Consider the following 20,041-nt stretch of genomic DNA (forward strand, 5'->3'; position numbering starts at 1 on the left):
GATGACGAACCCCACCCGATCCCGACGCCGAGCCCCCGTGCTGTGGCGCACCGCGGCGGCCGCCGCTCTCGCGCTGGCGCTGCTGACCCCGGCGACGGCCGCTCTCGCTGAGGGCGACGACGACCCGAACCTGGACCAGACGCTCGACGACCTGCCCGTCGTCCAGGGCGAACGCGTGCTGGACGCCGGCCACGTGGACATGGGCCCGAAGTTCGTGGACGGGCAGTGGCGCTTCCTGATTCACGACGACGCGGCGCGCGCGGATGCGAACGCCAGCAGCGTCTGGCGATACCCGGAGCAGACCGTGCTGCATGTGCGCGACCAGGCCGAGCTCACTGTGCCCGACGACCAGGCATACGAGTTCATCGGTGCCGCGCCCGGCGAGCCCGTCTGGGTCATCCCGCAGACGCAGAACCCCGAAGTGGTCTGGCTGGGCTGGAACACGCAGGATCCGGAGGTGATGTCCACCATCGACCGGGGCATCACGCTGTCCCTCACCGGCGTGCAGGGCCCCGGCATCGCCACCGTGTACCTGCAGTCCGGGTCGTTCGGCGAGCCGCAGCTGCTCTGGGACTCCCGCGTCACAGACGCCCAGCCGGCGTGGGTCGACGTGAACACTCACACCCACGCGAACTGGGTCTTCACCGAGCCCGGCGTCTACCTGCTGCGGCTGCAGGCCGACGCGGACCTCGTCGACGGGACGTCCGCCAGCGACACCCAGTACATCCGTGTCGCGGTCGGCACGGACACCGACCCGGCCGACGCCCTCGCGGCGAGCTGGGAGGGAGCGGCCGAGCCGGAGCCCGACGCCGAGACCGGCGCAGACGCTGAGGAAGAGGCCACCGAGACGCCCGCCGCAGCGCCGGAGGACGATGCCGACCCGCTGGTCCCGATTCTGATCGGCGTGATCGCGCTGGTCGCGGCGAGCCTCATCGTCGGCTTCACCGTCGCGATCGTCCGCGGCAATCGCGCCAAGAAGCGGATCCTGGCAGCCCGCGCGAGCACGCCGCAGACCGAAAGCGACGACGACGCGCGCGGAGAGGAGCGGCGATGAGCGACCCCGCCCCCGCCCTCGAGGTGCAGAACGTATCCGTCGAGCTCGGCGGACGCCCGGTGCTGCAGGGCGCCGACCTCACGGCCCGCAGCGGCGAGCTGGTGGGGCTGATCGGCCCTAACGGCGCCGGCAAGACCACGCTGTTGCGCACCATCCTCGGCCTGCTGAGCCCGACCGACGGCCGGGTGAGCGTGGACGGACACCCGGCGAAGCCCGGACGGACGGCGATCGGATACGTCCCGCAACGCCACGACTTCGCCTGGGAGTTCCCGATCAGCGTCGCCAACGTCGTCGCCACCGGCCTCACCGGCAAGCTCGGTCTGCTGCGCCGCCCCCGCGTCGCCGACTGGGAAGCGGTCGCCGACGCGCTGGACCGCGTGCGGATGACCGACCTCGCCGACCGACCCGTCGGGCAGCTCTCCGGCGGACAACGCCAGCGCGTGCTCGTCGCTCGAGCGCTCGTGCTCCGCCCCAGCCTGCTGCTGCTCGACGAGCCGTTCACCGGACTGGACATGCCCACGCAGGACCTGCTCAGCGAGCTGTTCACCGGCCTCGCCCACGAGGGACACGCCGTCGTGATGACGACGCACGACCTCGTCGGCGCGCTGGACACCTGCGACCGGATCGCGCTGCTGAACCGCACCGTGATCGCCACGGGCACGCCCGCCGAACTCGCCGCCGACCCGGGCGTCTGGATGGCGGCGTTCGGCGTGGGGCCCGAGTCCGCCCTGCTGCGCGTCCTGAAGGCGGCTGCCTGATGAACCCGATCGACTTCCTCACCGACCTGTTCAACCCCGACCTGGCGTTCCTGCCCAAGGCGCTCGCCGTCGCCGTGATGTCGTCCATCGTCTGCGGCGTCGTCGGCACCTTCGTCGTACTGCGCGGAATGGCGTTCATCGGAGACGCCGTCGCCCACGCCGTCTTCCCCGGCCTCGCCGTCGCGTTCGTGGTGGGCGGCAACCTCGTGCTCGGAGGCACCGTCGCCGGCATCCTCACCGCCGTGCTGGTCGCCGTCTTCTCGCAGAACCGCCGTATCAAGGAGGACTCCATCATCGGCGTCTTCTTCGTCGCCGCGTTCGCGCTCGGCATCGTGATCATCTCCCAGGCGCCCGGCTACGCCGGCTCCCTGCAGCAGTTCCTGTTCGGCTCGATCACCGGCATCCCCGACTCCGACCTCTACGTCGTCGGCGTCACCGGACTGGTGGTGCTCGCGGTGGTCTTCCTGCTGCACAAGGAGTTCGTCACGATCAGCCTCGACCGCGAGTCCGCCCGCGCGATGGGTGTCAAGGTCTTCTGGCTCGACCTCGCTCTCTACATCCTGGTCACCCTCGCGGTCGTCATCAGCGTGCAGACCATCGGCAACATCCTCGTCCTCGCCCTGCTGATCACGCCCGCCGCGACGGCCCGGCTGCTGACCGACCGGCTCGGGGTCATGATGCTGCTCGCGCCGGTCATCGGCGGCGCCGCCGCGCTGGTCGGACTCTACGTGTCCTGGTCTTGGGATCTTCCCACCGGCGGCACGATCGTGCTCATCCTCACCGTCGTGTTCCTGCTGGCCTGGTTCCTCTCGCCCCGGCAGGGCGTGATCGCGAAGACCCGCCACCGCCGCACCCGCGCGAACAGGGTCGAGACGCCCTCGACACCGCGCGTCCGTGCGACCTTCGACAGCGCCCCCGGCGACACGTTCGACCACGCGTCCACCGCGCCGCACACCCAACCAGCGAGGAGCGCGATCCGCCCATGACCGAACCGACGCCGCCACACGGATCCGCAGGCGACTTCGACGCGCTGCTTCGTCGCTCTCCCGACGAGCCGGCCGTTCCCGAGCCGCGGCGGAGAACCCGACGCTGGGTGCTGCCGACCCTGACCGCTGCGCTCGCGACGTTGGGCATCGGTGCCCTCGCGGCCGCCGCGCTCAGCCCGTCGCAGAACTCGACGACGCCCGACCCCACGGCCAGTGCGGCCGCGACCGACACGACGCCGAGCCCGCAACCGGTGCCGACGGTCGGCGCCGCCGTCGACGAGGCCACGGACGCGGACGCGTCAAGAGACATCTCCGCGCTCGCCGACACCGCGTGGGTCTCACGCATCGCGACGGAGGCGGACATCCCGGAACGGGCACTCGCCGCCTATGCCGGCGCAGCCCTCGACACCGCACGCACGGATCCCGGCTGCGGGCTCGGCTGGAACACGCTGGCAGCGATCGGGCACGTCGAGTCGGAGCACGGCACGATCGACGGCTCCCGCATCGGCGGCGACGGCATCGCCGCGCCCGCGATCGTCGGGATCCCGCTCGACGGCCAGGACACCGACGAGATCCCCGACACCGACGGCGGCGAGCTCGACGGCGACGCCACCTGGGACCGTGCGGTGGGACCGATGCAGTTCATCCCCGAGACGTGGGCCCGGTACGCGCAGGACGGCAACGACGACGGCACCGCCGACGTCCATCAGATCGACGATGCGGCGCTGACCGCCGCGGTCTACCTGTGCGCCGTCGGCGGCGACCTCACGCAGCCGGAGAACTGGATCGCCGCGATCGACGCTTACAACCCCTCCGTCGATTACAACAACCGCGTCGCCGCGGCAGCGAGCCACTACGCCACCCTGCGTTAGGCGTTTTGCTCGTCCGGATGAGTGATGCTCACGGAATGAGATTCTGACCGCCGGTCAGCCGCGCCATACACGGGGGAGCGTGGGGCGGTTCGGCAGAATGCGCCGCCGGGCTTTGTCGGCGGCATCCTGAGCGCTCCGGCGAGGGCGGGTGCACCTCCTCGAGAGAGGACGCGCCGACCGGGGGACGGAGCGGTCGGCTCCGTCCCCCGGTCTGGCGATCAGTGCGTGACGCGGCCGCGTCGGCGTGCGACGAGCAGGGCACCGCCGGCGACGAGCAGCAGCACCGCGAGCGCTCCCGCGCCCCACACCGCCGCACCGTCCGAACCGGTCGCCGCCAGACCGCCCGCGCCCACGGTCACCTCGGTCCAGCCGATGAGGTCACCGTCCGCGTCCAGCACCGCGATGCGGTGCACACCCGGCTCCAGACCCGCCGGCAGCGTCGTCGACGCCAGACCCTCGCCATCGGCCTGCACCCAGCCCAAGCCCGTCGGCTCCGAGTACGCGTACACGTAGTGCCACCCGCCCGGCGTCAGGCCGCCGAGGGACACCGTGCGTCCGCTCACGGTGGCGGACACCCGGTCGCGCAGCGCGGCCGGAAGGTCGGCACCGTCGGCCACCGGGGGCGCGGGCGTGAACGACGGCTGGACCACCGCGGGCTCGTCGGCGCTCGGCTCCTCAGCGCCCGGCTGATCGGTGCCCGGCTCGTCCGTGCCCGGCTGATCCGTGCCCGGCTGATCCGTGCCCGGCTCATCGGTGCTCGGCTCGTCCGTGCCCGGCTGATCCGTGCCCGGCTGATCCGTGCCCGGCTCATCGGTGCTCGGCTCGTCCGTGCTCGGCTGATCCGTGCCCGGCTCGTCCGTACCCGGCTCCTCGGTGCCCGGCTCCTCGGTGCCCGGCTCGTCCGTACCCGGCTCCTCGGTGCCCGGCTCCTCGGTGCCCGGCTGATCCGTGCCTGGTTCCTCGGTGCCCGGTTCCTCGGTGCCCGGCTGATCCGTGCCCGGCTTATCCGTGCCTGGTTCCTCCGTGCCCGGCTGATCCGTGCCTGGTTCCTCGGTACCCGGTTCGTCGGTGCCTGGTTCCTCGGTGCCCGGCTCGTCCGTGCCTGGTTCCTCGGTGCCCGGCTCGTCGGTGCCCGGTTCCTCGGTGCCCGGCTCCTCCGTCCCGGGCTCTTCGGTGCTCGCAACCGTCAGCGTGAGAGGATCGGCAGCCTTGTAGACAGTCGACCCGTTCGGCAGTACCGGTGTTGCTCGGTACTCCGCGCCGTCGTCCGTCACACGCGCGTCGAATCTCAGGACGTTGCCGGACTCACCCTCGATCTCGCTGAACGCATCCTCGTCCGCCGCCTTTCGCTCCCACAGGAAGTGCTCAAGCACCGTCTTCGGCGTCACTGTGGCAACTAGCTCCACCTCGTCTTCTGCGACATAGGAGCTCGCCCCCTTCACGGTGGTCGCCTGGCGCGGGAGCGCACCATGATCGTTGACGTGGACGATCCGCGTCTCGGATACGAGCGGGTCCGCCTCGTCGTCCGCATACGTCAGGGCGGCGCGAATCTCGACCCCGTCGAGCGCCTGCTCGGCGACCGCCGTGTAGCGGTTGTCCTCGACGCCCGTCATGGGGGTCCAGTCGGTGCCGGGCCACTTCCACTGCCACTCCAGGGAGTCGCCCGAGAGCGGAGCCGGGTCGACCGTGAGATCGAGGGAGAGGGGATCGCCCTGGTGATAGTGATCGGCCAGCGTGCTGAACTCGAGAATCTGTGTGCCGAGGTCGCTCGTCACATTCATCGCGAAAGGAGCGGACGTCTGGGCGACTTCGCCGTGGTTGTAGACCGTCAGGCGCAAAGAGCCGCCGTGGTGGTCTGCAACGCTCAACACGGGGCCGGCGAGGTCCGCGGTGAGCTGATGCTCCTCGCCCCACACCTCCGCGCGGTCGTCTTTGTGGAACGTCCATGTGTAGCTCAGGTCGTCCACCTCGCGCACCGGGTAGAGCGTCGCCGCAGACTCGACGTTGCCTCCCTCTCGATACAGATTGCGGAGTCCCGAGACATTCAGCTCACGATGACCCAAGAGAATGGGCTCGTGCGCCGAGCTCGCGATGGCGACGCCGTTCTTCACGATCGTGGCGACGAGGGGAGCGCCGTACGTCTCGTCTGTCCCAGGGTTCCTGAGGACCTTCAGCGAGATGGTGCTGTGGGACTCGTCCTCGTAGGAGGCTTCGAAGTCGCGAGACGAGATGGTCGCGCCGTAGAGACCGGCGTACCAGGGGAAACCCCACACGATCGACTCGCCTTCGCCGAGCTGCCGCCCACCGACCGAGTAACGGACGACATCTCCCGGCAGGAGGGGCGTCGGTCCTTCTGAGACCATGCTCACGACGGGTACCTCTCCCTCATGCTCGATCTCGACGGGTACCCAGGGGGTCTGAGCAAGGGTCGTACGGGTGGCGGGGTCGTAGATCGAGACACTGATCTCCGAATCGTCAGCGGTCGCATCGACGGTGCGAGAGTATGTGTCGCTCGTCGTGGACTGAGGCACGATCACCTTGGACTCGAAGCCCTTCGTCCGCAACTGCCAACGGAACTGCTGGCCCTCCTCCAGCGTGGCCCCGACAGCATGCGCGGTCATCAGGTCGCCCGGGCTGTAGCCGTCCGACATGCCGCCGATCCCGAACTCGACTCCCGAGCCGTCCACTGCTTTCACCACGACGGGCTCCGAGACTGATCGGTCGGTGAACGTCGTCGACTCCGGGACGAACGCCGCGGTGTAGGGGTGGTCGCCCGCGCTGACGGACTCGGCGGTGAACGTGGCGCGCCCGTCTACTGTCCGCTCGTGCCCCAGAACGCGCTCACCGTCTCGGAACTCGACGAAGCCATTCGCGTCAGCGGGAACGACGGCCGCGTCGAGGGTGACCTCCGCCCCGGGAGTCACGCTCGAGGCGGAAGCGCTGAGAGTCGTGCTGGTGGTGATGGGCGCGGGCAGCTCTCCCACGACGAAGGTGTATGTCGCCGTGGCGCTGATCGGCGCGCCACCCACACTGGCGGAGGCGGTGACGTGGAAGTCGTAGATTCCCGCCGCGGTGAAGGCCCAGTTCGCGTGCATGTGCACGTTGGTGGAACGGGCGAAGCTCTTGTGGTCCTCGTCGCTGGACCAGAGCCGCGCCCCGACTCCGCCGAAGTCTCCCTGCAGCCACAGCTCTGCATCGCCGGGGCCATCGAGCTGGTCGAGGGTGAAGACGATCTCGTCGTCGTCCAGGACTCCGCTCGGCACGCCCTGAGTCGAGAATCCCGGCCAGATGAGCTGAGAGTTCTGGCCTTGCGGCGTGAACCACATCGTGGAGCCGGCAGGGCCGACGAAATCGAGGCCGGACGGCACCGTCCTCTTGGCGGCCTCGCTCAGATGGAAGACGACCTCGTCAGCAGCGAATGGCTTGGCCAGCGCCCCGTCCACGTCCGCCTTGGTCGCGAGCGTGAGCGTGTCCTCCTCCCAGAACACGGAAACGGCATCGGTGTGCACATTCTCGAGCACGCGCTCCTGTCGAGGCTCGGGCGCGGGACCTTCGGCCGCATGGGCGACGGTCTGAGGTATGAGGACACCGGCGGCGGCGATGGCGATCGCCGCTACCGAGCCCGCCCATCTCCTCATAGGTGGACTTTGGCGCGTGGTACGCCCGGGAGCGGGCACGTTCGAGATCACGGAATGAACCTTCCAAGGGGGAGAGGAGAACTTACTAGCTAATGATAATCAGTATCATTAGCTGCGAGTGCGATCACCAAACCGCCCGTCGAACGCTCGCGTCTCATCGAAGTGCCGGAGGAGTGAGGAGGTGCCTCACGTTGCCGGGCGAAGCGGATGGTGAGCGGCGGCCATCCAGAGACGACCGCTCCGTGCGCGCGCGAGCCTGGATAGGTGACCCGGACTTGCGTGCCGGGCGGACCTCACGCCCCGGCGCGCTCCACGGGCTGGGCGAGAGAAGCGAGCGACTCGGCGTCGAGCTCGGTGCGCCACGACCGGCGCGGCCGCCAGCCCGTGTCGCGCATCGCCGCCGAGACGTCGAACGCGGGAGCGGTGCCCGACAGGCCCACGGCGGCGGAGGCGGCGCCGGGATGCCAGCGGGGGATGAGGTCGCGCAACGGCTCGGTGGCGAGGGCGTCGGCGGCCCCGACGAAGTACCGGGCCCCGCTGGGCGCCGAGTCGGCCGACAGCCAGCTCTCCACGAAGGCTGCGGCGTCGCGGGCGTCGACGTAGTTGAACAGCGACACCGCGGCGAGCTCGGGGCGGCGCAGGCGCTCCACCACCGTGTGACCCTGCTGCGTCGGCGCACCGTCCCACTCCGCGGGCGAGATGACGTAGCAGGGCCGGAACGAGGCGAAGCGCACGTCCGGCGTCGATCGCGCCAGCATGGCCACCGCATCCTCGACGTACGTCTTCGAGAGGGCGTAGGCGTTGCTCGGCGCCGACGGCGCGCTCTCGTCGAGGGGGAGCGTCTCGGGACGCCACCCCGGCCCGCCGTAGCCCACCACGGTGGGGCTCGACGCGGCGAGGATGCGCGTCGCGCCCGCGGCGACCGACGCCTGCAGCACGTCGAACGCCAGGGCCGTGTTGGTCATGAGGATCTCGCGCTCCGGCGCGCTGAACGGCACCGCGATGGCGGCGAGGTGCACCACCGCATCGGGCCGTCGCCGATCGAGCAGCGCGTGGACGGCCGCCGTGTCGAGCAGGTCGACGGTGAGGTCGTCGGGATCGTCGCCCGGCGTGCGGTCGACGGCGCTCACACGATGGCCTGCCGCGCGGAGCACGTCGGTGACGCTCGCTCCGAGCCGGCCGCGCGCGCCGGTGACGAGGACGTGCATCTCAGTCGCTCCCTGTCGTTCGGTGGATGCGGAACACGGCGGCGTCCGGCCCTGCCGGCACCTCGATCGAGAGCCCGTCCGGCCCCGAGAGCGCCGACCAGGCGCCGGCCCCGTCGAAGACCCGCTCCGCGTCCCGCACCCCGGGAAGAGCGAGCGCGGTCGCCGGGCCGCGCGACCAGACGAACAGCAGCTCGTCGCCGTCCGGAAGACGGCGCCCGAGCGTCAGGAGGTCGTCGTCCCATCGCGGCAGCCCGGTCGGCCAGAACGGGACGCTCTCGGCGAGGGTCGCGCGGTGCTCCTTGGCGAACCGCACGGCCTCCGCGACCCGCTCCCGGGCGTGCCCGGTCAGGGAGTCGAGGAACCCCGCGAGGTAGAGACGGCCGGAGAGGCCGGAGACCAGGGTGAGCGCCAGCTCGCCGTCGTCCATGCCCGCGGAGGGATATGCCCAGTTGCCCGCCTGCTCCGGCAGGACGCTGGCGGGAGCGGAGGCGGCGATGGCGGCGTAGCGCGTCGCGTCCTGCTGGTCGCTCGTCGACTGCAGGTGGGTGACGGCGAGCAGGTGGTAGTCGCTGCGCATCGCGCCCGAGGCGCAGTTCTCGACGAGCAGGTCGGGATGGCGACGCTGCACGTCGACCAGCCACTCCCGCAGCGCGCGGGTGTGGGCGAGGAGGCCCTGACCGGCGGCGAGGCCGCCGGCGTCGGTGCCGGAGCCCGGCTCGATGTTGTAGTCGATCTTGAGGAACCGGATGCCGTGCTCGGCGACCAGGCGGTCGACGGTGTCGTCCAGGTGACGCCGCGCCGCCGGGTGGCGGAGGTCGAGGTGTCGCCGCCGCTGCTCGACGACCGCGGCGCCGTGCCGGGAGAAGAACGCCGCCTCGGGCAGGGCGTCGACGACGGGGGAGTCGAGGCCGACCGACTCCGGCTCCAGCCAGAGGCCCGGCTGCAGTCCCGCGGCGCGGATGTCGGCGATGACCCCCGCGAGCCCTTCGCGGAAGCGGGTGGGGGCGTCCTGCCACGCGCCGACCTCCGACCAGTAGTCGACGCTGTCGGTGAACCAGCCGGCGTCGATGCAGAACACCTCGGCGCCCGCCTCGGCCGCCGCCGCGATCAGGGGGCGGAGCGCCTCCGTCGTGGGCTGCCCCATGAGGGTGTTCATGTAGTCGTTGTAGACGACGGGGAGCGCGGCGTCGGCCGCGCGCGGTGCGCGGAGGCGACGGCGATGGCGCGTGAGGGCGGCGAACACCCCGTCGCGGTCGGCGGCGGCCACACAGGCCGCCGTGACGGTCGTGAACGTCTGCCCCGGAGCGAGCACGAGCTCGCCGTGGTGCTCGCGCTCGGTCGGCCCGCCGGCGCTCAGCACCACGCCGCCGTCGCCGCGCGACAGCGACCACTGCCAGCCCGCCGACGACTCGATCTGCCACCCGACGGACGTCCCCGCGCCCACGAGCGCGCCGAGCGGGTAGACGCTGCCGGTCGACCAGCCGCCCGAGCTGCTCTGACCCGGGCCCGTGCGGTCCGGCTGCGCGACGGTCGCGAACCCGAGCTCGGGCAGGAGCGGCGCAAGGGGCTGCTCGCTCCAGCGCCCCTCGCCGAGCCACTCGCTGCGGCCGGACACGAGCGCGAGCTCCGCCGGTTCCGCCGCCGTCCGCACCGTCAGCGTCGGGAGCGCGAAGACCACGAGGGGGCGCTGCCCGTCGTTGAGGATGTCGTGGACGATCCGGAACCCGTCGTCGCCGAGCGCGATGCGCGTCGTCACGACGGCGCCGGTCGTCGCGTCGCGCTGGGCGATCGACGCGTTCGCGCCGTCTTGCTCGACCGACACCGTGCGCAGGCGCTCGCCGAGGGCCGAGCCGACGTAGCCGAGGGACATCCGCGCGTGCCGCTCTGTCGCGGTGAACAGCTCCACGAGGGGCTGCCGGCGCAAGGCGCTCGGCGCGCCGGCGACGCGAAGGCTCACCAGGCTCGCAGGCGCGTCCAGGCCCGCCTCGAGCGTCAGCGACACGCCTCCGGAGGCCAGCACGATGTCCCGCGAACGGTTGGGGGCGGCCGGAGCGCTCATCGTGCGGCTCCCTGATGCTCGGCGAGGGCGATGCCGGCGTCGGCGAGGACGACGGGCAGTCCCGTCGCCAGCGACTCGTTGCCGGCGATGCCCACGGCGATGGCGCGGAGGCCGTCGACCAGCCCGGCCCTCCGCCCCAGGGGGTCGGCCTCGGGCCGTCGTGACAGCAGATCGGACATCATCCGCTCGTCGCCTCCGCCGTGATCGCCTCGCCCGTCGGGGATGTCGACCACTCGCGCCTCGTCCCAGTGCCGCTGCACGACCAGTCGCTCGCCCTCGGTGCGCGCGGCGTTGCCGCTGCGAAGATCCGAGTAGCTGGGGTCGACCACGGCCGGGGACGACACGGACGCGCGCTCGACGACGGTGAGCTCGGCGCGCCCCCGCGTTCCGTTCACCGAGACCGCGTAGCCCTCCCAGGGGGAGTGGGCGTTGAGCGAGTAGGTCATGCCGGGGCCGCGGGCGTAGTCGACCACGAGCGACAGGTTGTCCTCGATGTCCATGTCGGCCGAGAACACGTCGAGGTCGCGCACGTAGCCGTCGTGCGTCTCGTTGTCGAGGTAGAGGGCCGCGAGGCCCGGAACCGTGCGCATGTCGAGCACGAAGGGATCGTCGCTGGCCGGGCCGACGCTGCCCCGCGCCGGGCGGGGTGGCAGGCCGCGCCCGGCGGCGTTGGCCGCGCCGTAGAACCGCAGGCCGCCGCTGGCATAGACGCGTGTCGGCGCGTCGTCGAGCCACCAGTTCACGAGGTCGAAGTGGTGCGCGGCCTTGTGCACGAGCAGGCCCCCGGAGCGCCGCTTGAGGCGGTGCCAGCGGCGGAAGTAGTCGGCTCCGTGCACCGTGTCGAGCATCCACTCGAAGTGCACCGAGGTGACGTCGCCGATCTCGCCCGACCGCAGCAGCTCGGCAAGGGCCGAGTTGCGGGGCGAGTAGCGGTAGTTGAAGGTGGCGGTGACCGAGCGCCCGGTGTCCGCCACCGCCGCGGCGATCCGCTCCGCGCCGTCGGCGTCGATCGTGAGGGGCTTCTCCACGATGACGTCTGCTCCCGCTCGCAGCGCGCGGTCCACGAGCTCGGCGTGCGTGTCGTCGGGGGAGGAGACGATGACGCGGTCGATGTCGTGCTCCCGGATCACGCCCTCGAGCGCGTCGGGGGCGAAGCCGGCGGGGTCGCCCCCGAGGCTCCTCGCGAGGGCACGGAAGTGGTCGACCCGACCGGGATTGACGTCGCCGATCGCTCGCAGCTCGGCGTCGGCACGATGCGGGCCGACGATGGCGCGCAGGTAGCTCTCGGAGCGGGCGCCCGCTCCGACGACGGCGTAGCGGAGGGGCGCTGTCGCGGCATCCATCGGTGTGACCTCGGTTCGGGATCAGGCCGAGCGGGGGCGCTCGGCGGGGGCGGACTGGCCCTGGTCGGCGGCGTCGCCCGCGGTGGACGCGCGCACGACGAGCTGCGGCGGGATGACGCGATGGCGCGTCGCCGACGACTCGGCGGTGCCGTCGATCTCCTGCAGCAGCATGTCGAACGCCGCCTCGCCGATCGCCTCGCCGGGCGTGCTGATCGTCGACAGCGGGATCGCCGACACGGCGGCGATCTCGTCGCCGTCGAAGCCGATGACGGCGACGTCGCGCGGCACGTCCACGCCGAACGAGGTCAGTCCCCGCACGACGCCGAGCCCGACGAGGTCGTTGACGGCGAAGACGCCGTCGGGCAGCTGATCGCCGCGGGTGGCCATCTCGACCCCCGCCGCGAAGCCGGCGTTCATCGTGCGCTCGTCCGCGCGCAGCACGGTGAGGGAGGCGTCGGGCACCGCGCGGACCGCGCGGCTCGCCCCGTCGAATCGCTCGCTGACCTGCTGCACGCTGAAGGGGCCGCCGACGAAGGCCAGGCGGCGGCGCCCGAGGTCGAGCAGGTGCTGCGCGGCGAGGTAGCCGCCCTCCGCGTCGGCGGCGGACACGGAGGCCTGCTGAGGATTGCCGGAGATCCGGCCCGTGATGACGCTGGCGGTGCCGCGGTCGCGCATCGCGGCCAGCTGCGGCTCGAGCTCGTCCACGGTGGCGACGATGATGCCCGCCACGCGCTTGCGTTCGAACAGCTGCAGGTACTCGAGCTGGCGCTCGGCCGAGCCCGCCGAGTTGCCGATCATCACTGTGCGGCCGGTCTCCGCGGCGCGGCGCTCGATCGCGTCGGCGATGACGCCGGAGAAGGGGTTGGTGAACTCGAAGGCGACGTAGCCGATGGTGTTGCTGTCGCCCGAGCTGATGTTGCGTGCCGCCTCGCTGGGGACGAAGCCCAGCTCGGAGATGGCACGGGCGATCCGGTCGCGCGCACCGGCGGAGACGATCTCGGGACGGTTGAGGTAGTTCGACACCGTCGAACGCGAGACGCCGGCCGCGAGGGCGACGTCGGTGATGGCGACGCGCTTCATGTGCGTGCGGTTTCCTTCCGTCGGAGGGAGGCGATCCGCTGCAGCTCGAGTCGCGATTTGGAATGATCCAGTTCTGACAACGGCGGCAGGGTGACTCCTGAGATGCCCATCATTATGCAGCTCATCTCTCGAAAAGTGCAAACAGCCGGATTCGATCATTGCCACTTGTTGAACCGATCCAATTCGGATAATGTTCGACAGCAGCCGCACCGATGCGGCGGTCCCGCGCCATGACCCACGCGCCTCGCGGCGGTTTGCCGGACCGATTACGAAGGAGTAACCACATGTCACGTCCGCTGCGCCGCAGAGCCGCCGTCAGGGCGATCGTCACGCTGTCCGTCTCCGCCCTCGCGCTCACCGCGTGCACGGGCGGGCCGTCCGAGCCGTCCGGAGACGGAGACACGGTCACGCTGACCGTCGGAGACATGCCCGCCGCGACCGACGAGGCCGCGCTCGCGATCTTCACCGAGAAGGTCGAGGCCTTCGAGGACGCCAACCCCGACATCAAGATCGAGGGCAGCGAGACCAAGTACGACCCGCAGACGTTCGCCGCGCAGCTCGCGGGCGGCACGCTGCCGGTCGTGATGGGCGTGCCCGTCACCGACATCCAGTCGCTCATCGCCCGCGACCAGCTCAAGGACCTCTCGAGCCACTACGAGTCGGAGCCCGTGCTGGGCGAGCTCAACGAGTCGGTCACCGCCAACGTGCAGGGCACCGACGGCGCGTACTACGGCATCCCGATCTCGGCATTCACCCTCGCGGTGCTGGTGAACCGCGCGGTGTTCGAGCAGGCCGGGCTCGACCCCGACGAGACGCTCGAGACCTGGGACGACGTGGCCGAGGCGGCCGTCGCCGTGTCCGAGAAGACGGACGCGGCGGGCCTCGCGCAGCTGACCACCACGAACCAGGGCGGCTGGACGCTCACCGCCCTCAGCGCGGCGTTCGGCGGACGGATCGAGGAGACCGACGGCGAGACGACCACCGCCACGCTCGACAACGAGGGGACGGCCGAGGCGCTGGGCTTCCTGTCCGACCTGCGCTGGAAGGACGACGCGCTGGGCAGCAACTTCCTGCTCGACTTCGACTCGGCCGGGCCCGCGTTCGCATCGGGCCAGTACGGCATGCTCATCGGCGCCTCCGAGTGGTACAACCCGCTCGTGCGCAACTTCGGGATGGCGCCCGAGGACTTCGGGCTGATGCCGCTGCCGCAGGAGGCCGGCGGGCTCGGCTCGCTCGGCGGGGGCTCGGTCTCGATCGTCCGCGCGGACGCGACCGACGCCGAGGCCGCCGCCGCCGTCGCGTGGACCACCTTCTTCCACCTCGACCGCTTCTCCGACCTGGAGTTCGCCGCGGAGGAAGCGGCCAGCCAGGCCGCCGACGGCGGCTCGGTCCCGCGCGTGGGGCTGCCGCTCGTCGCGCCCGACGCCTACGCCTCGTACCTCGAGGCGATCGACGAGAGCATCAACGTGCCGCTCGAGAACCTCGAGACGTACTACTCGGCCACCGAGAGCGACGACTTCACCGTCGTCACGGAGCCGCCGGTGGAGGCGCAGCAGGTCTACGGCCTGCTCGACTCGGTGCTGCAGGCGGTCTTCACCGACGAGAACGCCGACATCGACGCCCTGCTGGAGCAGGCGCAGCAGAGCGCGTCGACCATCGTCGACGACGCACAGGCTCAGTGACCCCCGGGGCGGGGCGGCGTGCCGCCCCGCCCTCTCCGGAAGGAGAACGCATGTCATCCGTCACCTCCCCGCCGGTCGTGCCGGCGGGCGCGGGCCGCGTGGAGCCCACCCCGTCGCGCGCGCCGCGACAGCGGGGGCGCCTGTTCCGCGCCCCCGGCACGGGGCTTCTGATCGCGCTGCCCGCCATCGCGCTCTTCGCCGTGTTCTCCTGGTGGCCGATCCTGCGCGGTCTCGTCATCGCGTTCCAGAAGACCAACCTGATCGACACGAGCTGGGTCGGCGGCGAGAACTTCCAGCGGGTGCTCGCCGACCCGCTGCTGGGTCAGGCGCTCGCCAACACCGCCCTGTACGCGGTGCTCGCGCTCGTGATCGGCTTCCCCGTGCCGATCTTCTTCGCGGTGCTGATCGCCGAGATGCGCCGCGCACGACAGTTCTCCAGCGTGCTGGTCTTCCTGCCCGTCATCATTCCGCCCGTCGTCTCGATCCTCCTGTGGCAGGTGTTCTACGACCCGGGCACGCGCGGACTGTTCAACTCCATCCTGTCGACGGTCGGCATCGGTCCCCTGCCCTGGCTGCAGTCGCCGTCGACCGCGATGCTCTCCATCGTGCTGGTGGCCACCTGGGGCGCCTTCGGATCGACCGCCATCATCTACGTCGCGACCCTGCTGTCGATCGACACGCAGCTCTACGAGGCGGCCGAGATCGACGGCGCCGGCATCCTGCGCCGTGTCTGGCACATCACGCTGCCGCAGATGCGCGGCACGATCCTGCTGCTGCTCCTGCTGCAGCTGATCGGCACCTTCCAGGTGTTCACCGAGCCCTTCCTGCTCACGGGCGGAGGGCCCAACAACAGCACGGTGACCCTGCTGATGCTGATCTACCGCTACGCGTTCATCTACGGCAACTTCGGGCAGGCGGCAGCCCTCAGCCTGATGCTGGCGGCCGCCCTCGGCGTGTTCGCCGCCGTGTACCTGTGGCTGTCCCGGAAGTGGAGCAAGTGATGGCCGACGCCGGCGCACCCCGTACCGCCACCCTCGTCACCGGCCCGTCGTCGCGGCGCCGGACCGCCGGATCCCGGTCGCTCGAGCGATCGAACGTCTCGGACGCCGACCTGTCGCGCCGCGGCACCCGCATCGGCTTCCGCCTCCTCATCGGGGCGGCGATCGCGCTCCTCGTGACGATCTCGGCCGGACCCCTGCTGTGGCTCGCGAAGTCGGCCGTGTCGACGACGCAGGACATCCTCTCCGACCCGTTCGGCTGGTGGCCCTCCGGCATCCAGCTGGGCAACCTCGCGGACGCGTGGAACCAGATCCAGATCGGGCGCTTCACGCTCAACTCGCTCATCGTGACGTCGGGCGAGGTCGTCGTCGCGGTGTTCGCCGCCGTCACGCTCGGCTACGTGCTCGCCGTGCTTCGGCCCCGCTACGGCGCCGTGCTGAACGGCGCGATCATGGCGACCCTGTTCATCCCGGGCGTGATCTCGCTCATCCCGCTCTACCTGACGGTGATCGACCTGGGGCTGCTCGACAGCTACTGGGCGGTGTGGCTGCCCAACGGCGTGAGCGCGTTCAACGTGCTCATCATGAAGCAGTACTTCCAGACCATCCCGCGCGAGGTGTTCGAGGCCGCGCGCGTCGACGGGGCGGGCCCGATCCGCGTGCTCTGGTCGATCGTGCTGCCGATGGCGCGGCCGATCGTCGGGGTCGTCGCGTTGCTGGCGTTCGTGGCGTCGTGGAAGGACTTCCTCTGGCCGCTGCTCGCGCTGCCGTCGCCGGCGAAGCAGCCGCTCTCCGTCGGGCTCAGCACGGTGGCGCCGCAGGCCGACCTCGCGGTGCTGATGGCGGGCATGCTCATCGCCGTGCTCATCCCGCTGGCCGTCTTCCTCGTCTTCCAGAAGCAGTTCCTCACCGGTGCGGGCTCCGCCGGCGCCGTCAAAGGCTGACCCGGGCACCGTCGCCCGACCATCCGCGATCGAAGGAGAACCGCGTGATCCATCCCATCCTGCGCGCGACACGCGTGCGTCCGTCAGGCGTGCGCCGGGTTCGCCCGCGCGCCGCCGGAGTCGCCGCCGTCCTGGTCGCTGCTCTGGCGTTCACCGGCCTCGGCGCTGTACCGGCGACGGCGGCCGAGACCATCACCCTCGAGGGCGAGAGCCCCACGTCGACGAACATGACACCCGGGGCGGCCGCGCAGACCGGCGCGAGCGGCGGGTCGTCGCTGCAGCTCTACACGGCCGCGGACGCCCCGGAGGGGGGATACGTCGCCGACTACGAGGTCACGGCGCCCGACACCGCGCTCTACCGCGTCGAGGCGACCACGATCCCCGTGGGCGTCGGCTGGGCCTCGCCCTTCCGCTTCCGCGTGGGCGACGGCGACTGGCGCGACACCTCCTCGGCCCGCCAGCTCGCGACGGTCACGAGCGAGCTGCGCAGCTACGACCTCGGCACGGTGACCCTCGCGGCGGGCGCGAACACGCTGAGCTTCCAGGTCGCCGACCGGCGCACCGAGCCGAACACCAACTACGCGTTCTTCCTCGACGCGATCAGCCTGGTGCCCGTCGACGTCTCGCTCGACGCCGTGGCGGCCCCCGACCGTTTCGGGGTCTTCGAGGCGGACGAGCCGGTCGAGCTCGAGGCATCGCTCAACGCCGACGCCCCCGCCGACGTCCCCGTCGACTGGACGGCCGTCGACTACGACGGGACCACGGTCGCGAGCGGCCAGGCGGTCGTGCCCGCGGGCTCCCGCACGGCGAGCCTCGACCTCGGCGACGCGCTCTCGACCGGCGCCTACCGCGTCTCCGCCCAGCTGTCGGGGGACGACCCCGTCGCCGGCGCGTTCGCCGTGCTGCCGGCCTCCGCGGACCGCCCCGACGTGGCCGACAGCCCCTTCGCCGTCGACGTCTACGGATCGAAGCTCATCGCCGAGGCAGATGCCGACGCCTTCGCGCGCGTCCTCTCGCTCACGGGCGTCGACTGGATCCGAGACCGCCAGCGGTGGAACGACGCCATCGACCCCGTGCCGGGCGGCGCGATCGACTTCTCCGGCGAGCAGCAGCCGCAGGCATGGCTGGAGGCCGCCGACGCCGCAGGACTGCGGACGCTGTCGTCCTTCCACGACGGCCCGTCCTGGACGCGCACGGACACCCGCGAGCTGCCGCAGGACCTGCGCGACATGTACGCGTTCGCGCTCGCCGCGGGATCGCACTACGACGGGCTGGTCGACGCCTGGCAGCTCTGGAACGAGCAGAACCGCAAGTTCGCGCTCGAGTCGGAGGGCGCCGACCGCTACGCCTCGGTGATCAAGGCCGCCGCGCTCGGCTTCCTCGACTCGGGAACGGACGCGCAGCTGGTGGGCGGCGGGCTCGCGGGCACCGACCCGCACTACGCCCAGTGGCAGTTCCGCAACGGCGTCCTCGACTACCTCGACGCCTACGCGTACCACACGCACACCACCGTGAACTCGTCGGCGTCGATCAACGCGCACCCCGACTTCTCGTCCCAGCTCGAGGCCGCGGCGCCCTACGGCGGCGACGCGAAGGGTCGCTGGGTCACCGAGGGCGGCATCGCGCTGAACACCGCCGACCCCACGCAGCTGCCGACCGCCGGGCAGGAGCGGCTGCAGGCGCGCTACATCGTCAGCTCCGCCGTCGAGTCGCTCGCCGGCGGCAGCACGAAGCACTTCTTCTTCATCGCCGCACCGTACCGGGAAGGAGCCTCCTACTGGAGCATGTTCCGCAGCCCCGAGGAGCCGATGGCGGCGCTCGCCGCGCAGTCGGTGATGACGCTGCAGCTCGGCGAGGGCCGCCCGCTCGGCCGGCTGACCGGACTGCCCGACGGCGTCGAGGCCGTGGTCTTCGACACCGGGGACGGGCCGACGGCCGTGCTCTGGGCGGGCGTCGACACGCCTGTCTCGGTGCCTGTGACCGGCGCGGCGACGGCGACGGACCTCATGGGCCGCGCCGTGACCCCCGGCGAAGACGGCGGCAACGCCACGCTGACCGTCGGCCCCGACCCGGTGTACCTGTCGGCCGACGCGTTCGGGGCCGTCGAAGCGGCGCCGCCCGCGGAGCAGCCCGCCGCGCCCTTCGCCGCCGGCGACTTCTCCGCCGCCGAGCGCGTGATCGTGCAGCAGGTGTTCGACGAGGCGACCTCCGAGGACGCCCAGACGCACGGCTACGGGCTGGACCCCGCCGTCGCCACCGCCCTCACGGTCGAGCTCTACAACTTCAACGACCACGAGGTGACGGCTGAGATCGGCGCGGCCGCCGACGGCGGCTGGGAGATCGCCGGCGACGGCACGTCGGTCACCGTCCCCGCGGGCGGCCGGGCCGAGGTTCCGCTCACCGTCACCGCGGGAGACGACCTCCGGCAGTCGATCGCCGATCTCACCGTCACCGCCACGGTCGGAGGAGAGGAGTCGTCGCCGTCCGTCACGGAGCTGCGCCCCCGCGTCGCCTCGCTCGCCGCCGTGCACGCCATCGACGGCGCAGACCACGTCGTCCGGGCGACGTACACGAACACCACCGACGCGGCGCAGCACATCTCGCAGGCGACGTGGACGTTCGGAGACGAGACCGAGACCGTCGCCGCCGACGTCGCGGTCGCGGCGGGGGAGAGCGTCGCGCTCGACTCTCCGCCGGCGCCCGCGGGGACGGGCGCGGTGGACTACGAGGCGGCCGTGACCGTGGACGGCGCCGGCACCGCCTCCATCCGGGGCGTCCTCTCGCTCTCCGCCGTGCAGGAGGTGCCGCGACTGGCGAAGCGCGCCATCGAGGTCGACGGCGTGCTCGACGACCTCGCCGGGATCCCGGAGCAGCAGCTGAGCGCGCCGGGCGTGGACGAGGACAGCCTCGCCGCCACCTCCTGGTTCACCTGGGACGACGAGCATCTGTTCCTCTCCGCCCGCGTGAGCGACGACGTCCACACCCAGCCGTTCGCGGGCAACGCCACCTGGCAGGCGGACGGGCTGCAGTTCGCGGTCGCGCCGATGTGGCCGGGGGAGACGAACCTCCGTCCCGAGATCCAGCCGCGCATCGAGTTCGGCTTCGCGCTCACGCCGGAGGGACCGCAGCTGTACCGGTACGCCTCCGGCGATGTGGGCGGGTTCCTCACGGACGCGGACATCGCCGCCGTCCGCGACGACGCCACCGGCGTCACGACCTACGAGGCCGCGGTGCCCTGGTCGCTGCTCGAGCCGATCGGGGTGACGCCGGAGTCCGCGGCGGCCCTGTCGATCGTCGCGAACGACAGCGACGGCGACGGCACCCGCGGCTGGGTGCAGTTCGGCGGCGGCATCACCACCGCCAAGGACACCGAGCTGTTCGAGCCGGTCGTCTTCGCCGACGACGAGACGGGGGAGTGA

At 71.6% G+C, this 20,041-nt stretch carries 13 protein-coding genes and 1 pseudogene; 9 read left to right on the forward strand and 5 right to left on the reverse strand.

The features are described 5' to 3' along the window. Position 1 precedes the first annotated feature (1 nt). The 5 genes from K5S26_RS03815 to K5S26_RS19280 all read left to right on the forward strand — a co-directional run bounded on the left by K5S26_RS03815 (position 2) and on the right by K5S26_RS19280 (position 5,070). On the forward strand, positions 2 to 1,054 hold the full coding sequence (locus K5S26_RS03815) for a choice-of-anchor M domain-containing protein (RefSeq protein ID WP_221856183.1): 1,053 nt from the start codon (positions 2 to 4) through the stop codon (positions 1,052 to 1,054). Beyond that, positions 1,051 to 1,812 carry an anchored repeat-type ABC transporter ATP-binding subunit gene (locus tag K5S26_RS03820; protein ID WP_221856185.1) on the forward strand — a complete coding sequence of 254 codons (762 nt, stop codon included), beginning with the start codon at positions 1,051 to 1,053 and terminating at the stop codon, positions 1,810 to 1,812. Before K5S26_RS03815 ends, K5S26_RS03820 begins: the two co-directional genes overlap by 4 nt. Next, positions 1,809 to 2,798, forward strand: coding sequence for an anchored repeat-type ABC transporter permease subunit (locus tag K5S26_RS03825; protein WP_221856768.1), 990 nt, complete (start codon positions 1,809 to 1,811; stop codon positions 2,796 to 2,798). The genes K5S26_RS03820 and K5S26_RS03825 overlap by 4 nt, the downstream gene beginning before the upstream one ends. Next, positions 2,795 to 3,670, forward strand: a complete 876-nt coding sequence (locus K5S26_RS03830) for a lytic transglycosylase domain-containing protein (RefSeq protein WP_221856187.1) — start codon at positions 2,795 to 2,797, stop codon at positions 3,668 to 3,670. The genes K5S26_RS03825 and K5S26_RS03830 overlap by 4 nt, the downstream gene beginning before the upstream one ends. A 512-nt stretch (positions 3,671 to 4,182) precedes the next feature. Continuing rightward, positions 4,183 to 5,070 (forward strand): pentapeptide repeat-containing protein, encoded by an 888-nt coding sequence (locus K5S26_RS19280; protein WP_372454385.1) that lies wholly within the window; start codon positions 4,183 to 4,185, stop codon positions 5,068 to 5,070. Between the two features lie 1,305 nt (positions 5,071 to 6,375). Here K5S26_RS19280 and K5S26_RS19285 read toward each other — a convergent pair. The 5 genes and pseudogenes from K5S26_RS19285 to K5S26_RS03855 form a co-directional block, all read right to left on the reverse strand. Next, positions 6,376 to 7,308, reverse strand: a pseudogene (locus tag K5S26_RS19285) (choice-of-anchor M domain-containing protein); the annotation flags it as partial. A gap of 293 nt (positions 7,309 to 7,601) precedes the next feature. Next, on the reverse strand, positions 7,602 to 8,516 hold the full coding sequence (locus K5S26_RS03840; protein ID WP_221856191.1) for an NAD-dependent epimerase/dehydratase family protein: 915 nt from the start codon (positions 8,514 to 8,516) through the stop codon (positions 7,602 to 7,604). A 1-nt stretch (position 8,517) separates the two neighbouring features. Then, positions 8,518 to 10,575, reverse strand: coding sequence for a glycoside hydrolase family 36 protein (locus K5S26_RS03845; RefSeq protein ID WP_221856193.1), 2,058 nt, complete (start codon positions 10,573 to 10,575; stop codon positions 8,518 to 8,520). After that, on the reverse strand, positions 10,572 to 11,918 hold the full coding sequence (locus K5S26_RS03850; protein ID WP_221856195.1) for a Gfo/Idh/MocA family protein: 1,347 nt from the start codon (positions 11,916 to 11,918) through the stop codon (positions 10,572 to 10,574). The genes K5S26_RS03845 and K5S26_RS03850 overlap by 4 nt, the downstream gene beginning before the upstream one ends. Positions 11,919 to 11,939: 21 nt before the next feature. Continuing rightward, positions 11,940 to 12,998 (reverse strand): LacI family DNA-binding transcriptional regulator, encoded by a 1,059-nt coding sequence (locus K5S26_RS03855; protein ID WP_221856197.1) that lies wholly within the window; start codon positions 12,996 to 12,998, stop codon positions 11,940 to 11,942. Between the two features lie 284 nt (positions 12,999 to 13,282). Between K5S26_RS03855 and K5S26_RS03860 the strand changes: the two genes are divergently transcribed. From K5S26_RS03860 to K5S26_RS03875, 4 genes are read left to right on the forward strand one after another with little or no spacing between them, the layout of a single operon-like run. Next, positions 13,283 to 14,680, forward strand: coding sequence for an ABC transporter substrate-binding protein (locus K5S26_RS03860; protein WP_221856199.1), 1,398 nt, complete (start codon positions 13,283 to 13,285; stop codon positions 14,678 to 14,680). Between the two features lie 50 nt (positions 14,681 to 14,730). After that, complete coding sequence (locus K5S26_RS03865) at positions 14,731 to 15,681, forward strand: carbohydrate ABC transporter permease (RefSeq protein WP_221856201.1); 951 nt, start codon at positions 14,731 to 14,733, stop codon at positions 15,679 to 15,681. Further along, positions 15,681 to 16,622, forward strand: coding sequence for a carbohydrate ABC transporter permease (locus tag K5S26_RS03870; RefSeq protein ID WP_221856202.1), 942 nt, complete (start codon positions 15,681 to 15,683; stop codon positions 16,620 to 16,622). Before K5S26_RS03865 ends, K5S26_RS03870 begins: the two co-directional genes overlap by 1 nt. 44 nt (positions 16,623 to 16,666) lie before the next feature. Next, positions 16,667 to 20,041, forward strand: coding sequence for a DOMON domain-containing protein (locus tag K5S26_RS03875; protein WP_221856204.1), 3,375 nt, complete (start codon positions 16,667 to 16,669; stop codon positions 20,039 to 20,041).

Origin of the sequence: Microbacterium marinilacus (genome assembly GCF_019753765.1) — a bacterium.
GTDB classification, from domain to species: domain Bacteria; phylum Actinomycetota; class Actinomycetes; order Actinomycetales; family Microbacteriaceae; genus Microbacterium; species Microbacterium marinilacus.

Bases quoted from the DNA above. Each gene is read 5' to 3' on its own strand.
- K5S26_RS03815 (WP_221856183.1), top strand. From the start codon at position 2: ATGACGAACCCCACCCGATCCCGACGCCGAGCCCCCGTGCTGTGGCGC.
- K5S26_RS03820 (WP_221856185.1), top strand. From the start codon at position 1,051: ATGAGCGACCCCGCCCCCGCCCTCGAGGTGCAGAACGTATCCGTCGAG.
- K5S26_RS03830 (WP_221856187.1), top strand. From the start codon at position 2,795: ATGACCGAACCGACGCCGCCACACGGATCCGCAGGCGACTTCGACGCG.
- K5S26_RS03840 (WP_221856191.1), bottom strand. From the start codon at position 8,516: ATGCACGTCCTCGTCACCGGCGCGCGCGGCCGGCTCGGAGCGAGCGTC.
- K5S26_RS03845 (WP_221856193.1), bottom strand. From the start codon at position 10,575: ATGAGCGCTCCGGCCGCCCCCAACCGTTCGCGGGACATCGTGCTGGCC.
- K5S26_RS03850 (WP_221856195.1), bottom strand. From the start codon at position 11,918: ATGGATGCCGCGACAGCGCCCCTCCGCTACGCCGTCGTCGGAGCGGGC.
- K5S26_RS03855 (WP_221856197.1), bottom strand. From the start codon at position 12,998: ATGAAGCGCGTCGCCATCACCGACGTCGCCCTCGCGGCCGGCGTCTCG.
- K5S26_RS03860 (WP_221856199.1), top strand. From the start codon at position 13,283: ATGTCACGTCCGCTGCGCCGCAGAGCCGCCGTCAGGGCGATCGTCACG.
- K5S26_RS03865 (WP_221856201.1), top strand. From the start codon at position 14,731: ATGTCATCCGTCACCTCCCCGCCGGTCGTGCCGGCGGGCGCGGGCCGC.
- K5S26_RS03870 (WP_221856202.1), top strand. From the start codon at position 15,681: ATGGCCGACGCCGGCGCACCCCGTACCGCCACCCTCGTCACCGGCCCG.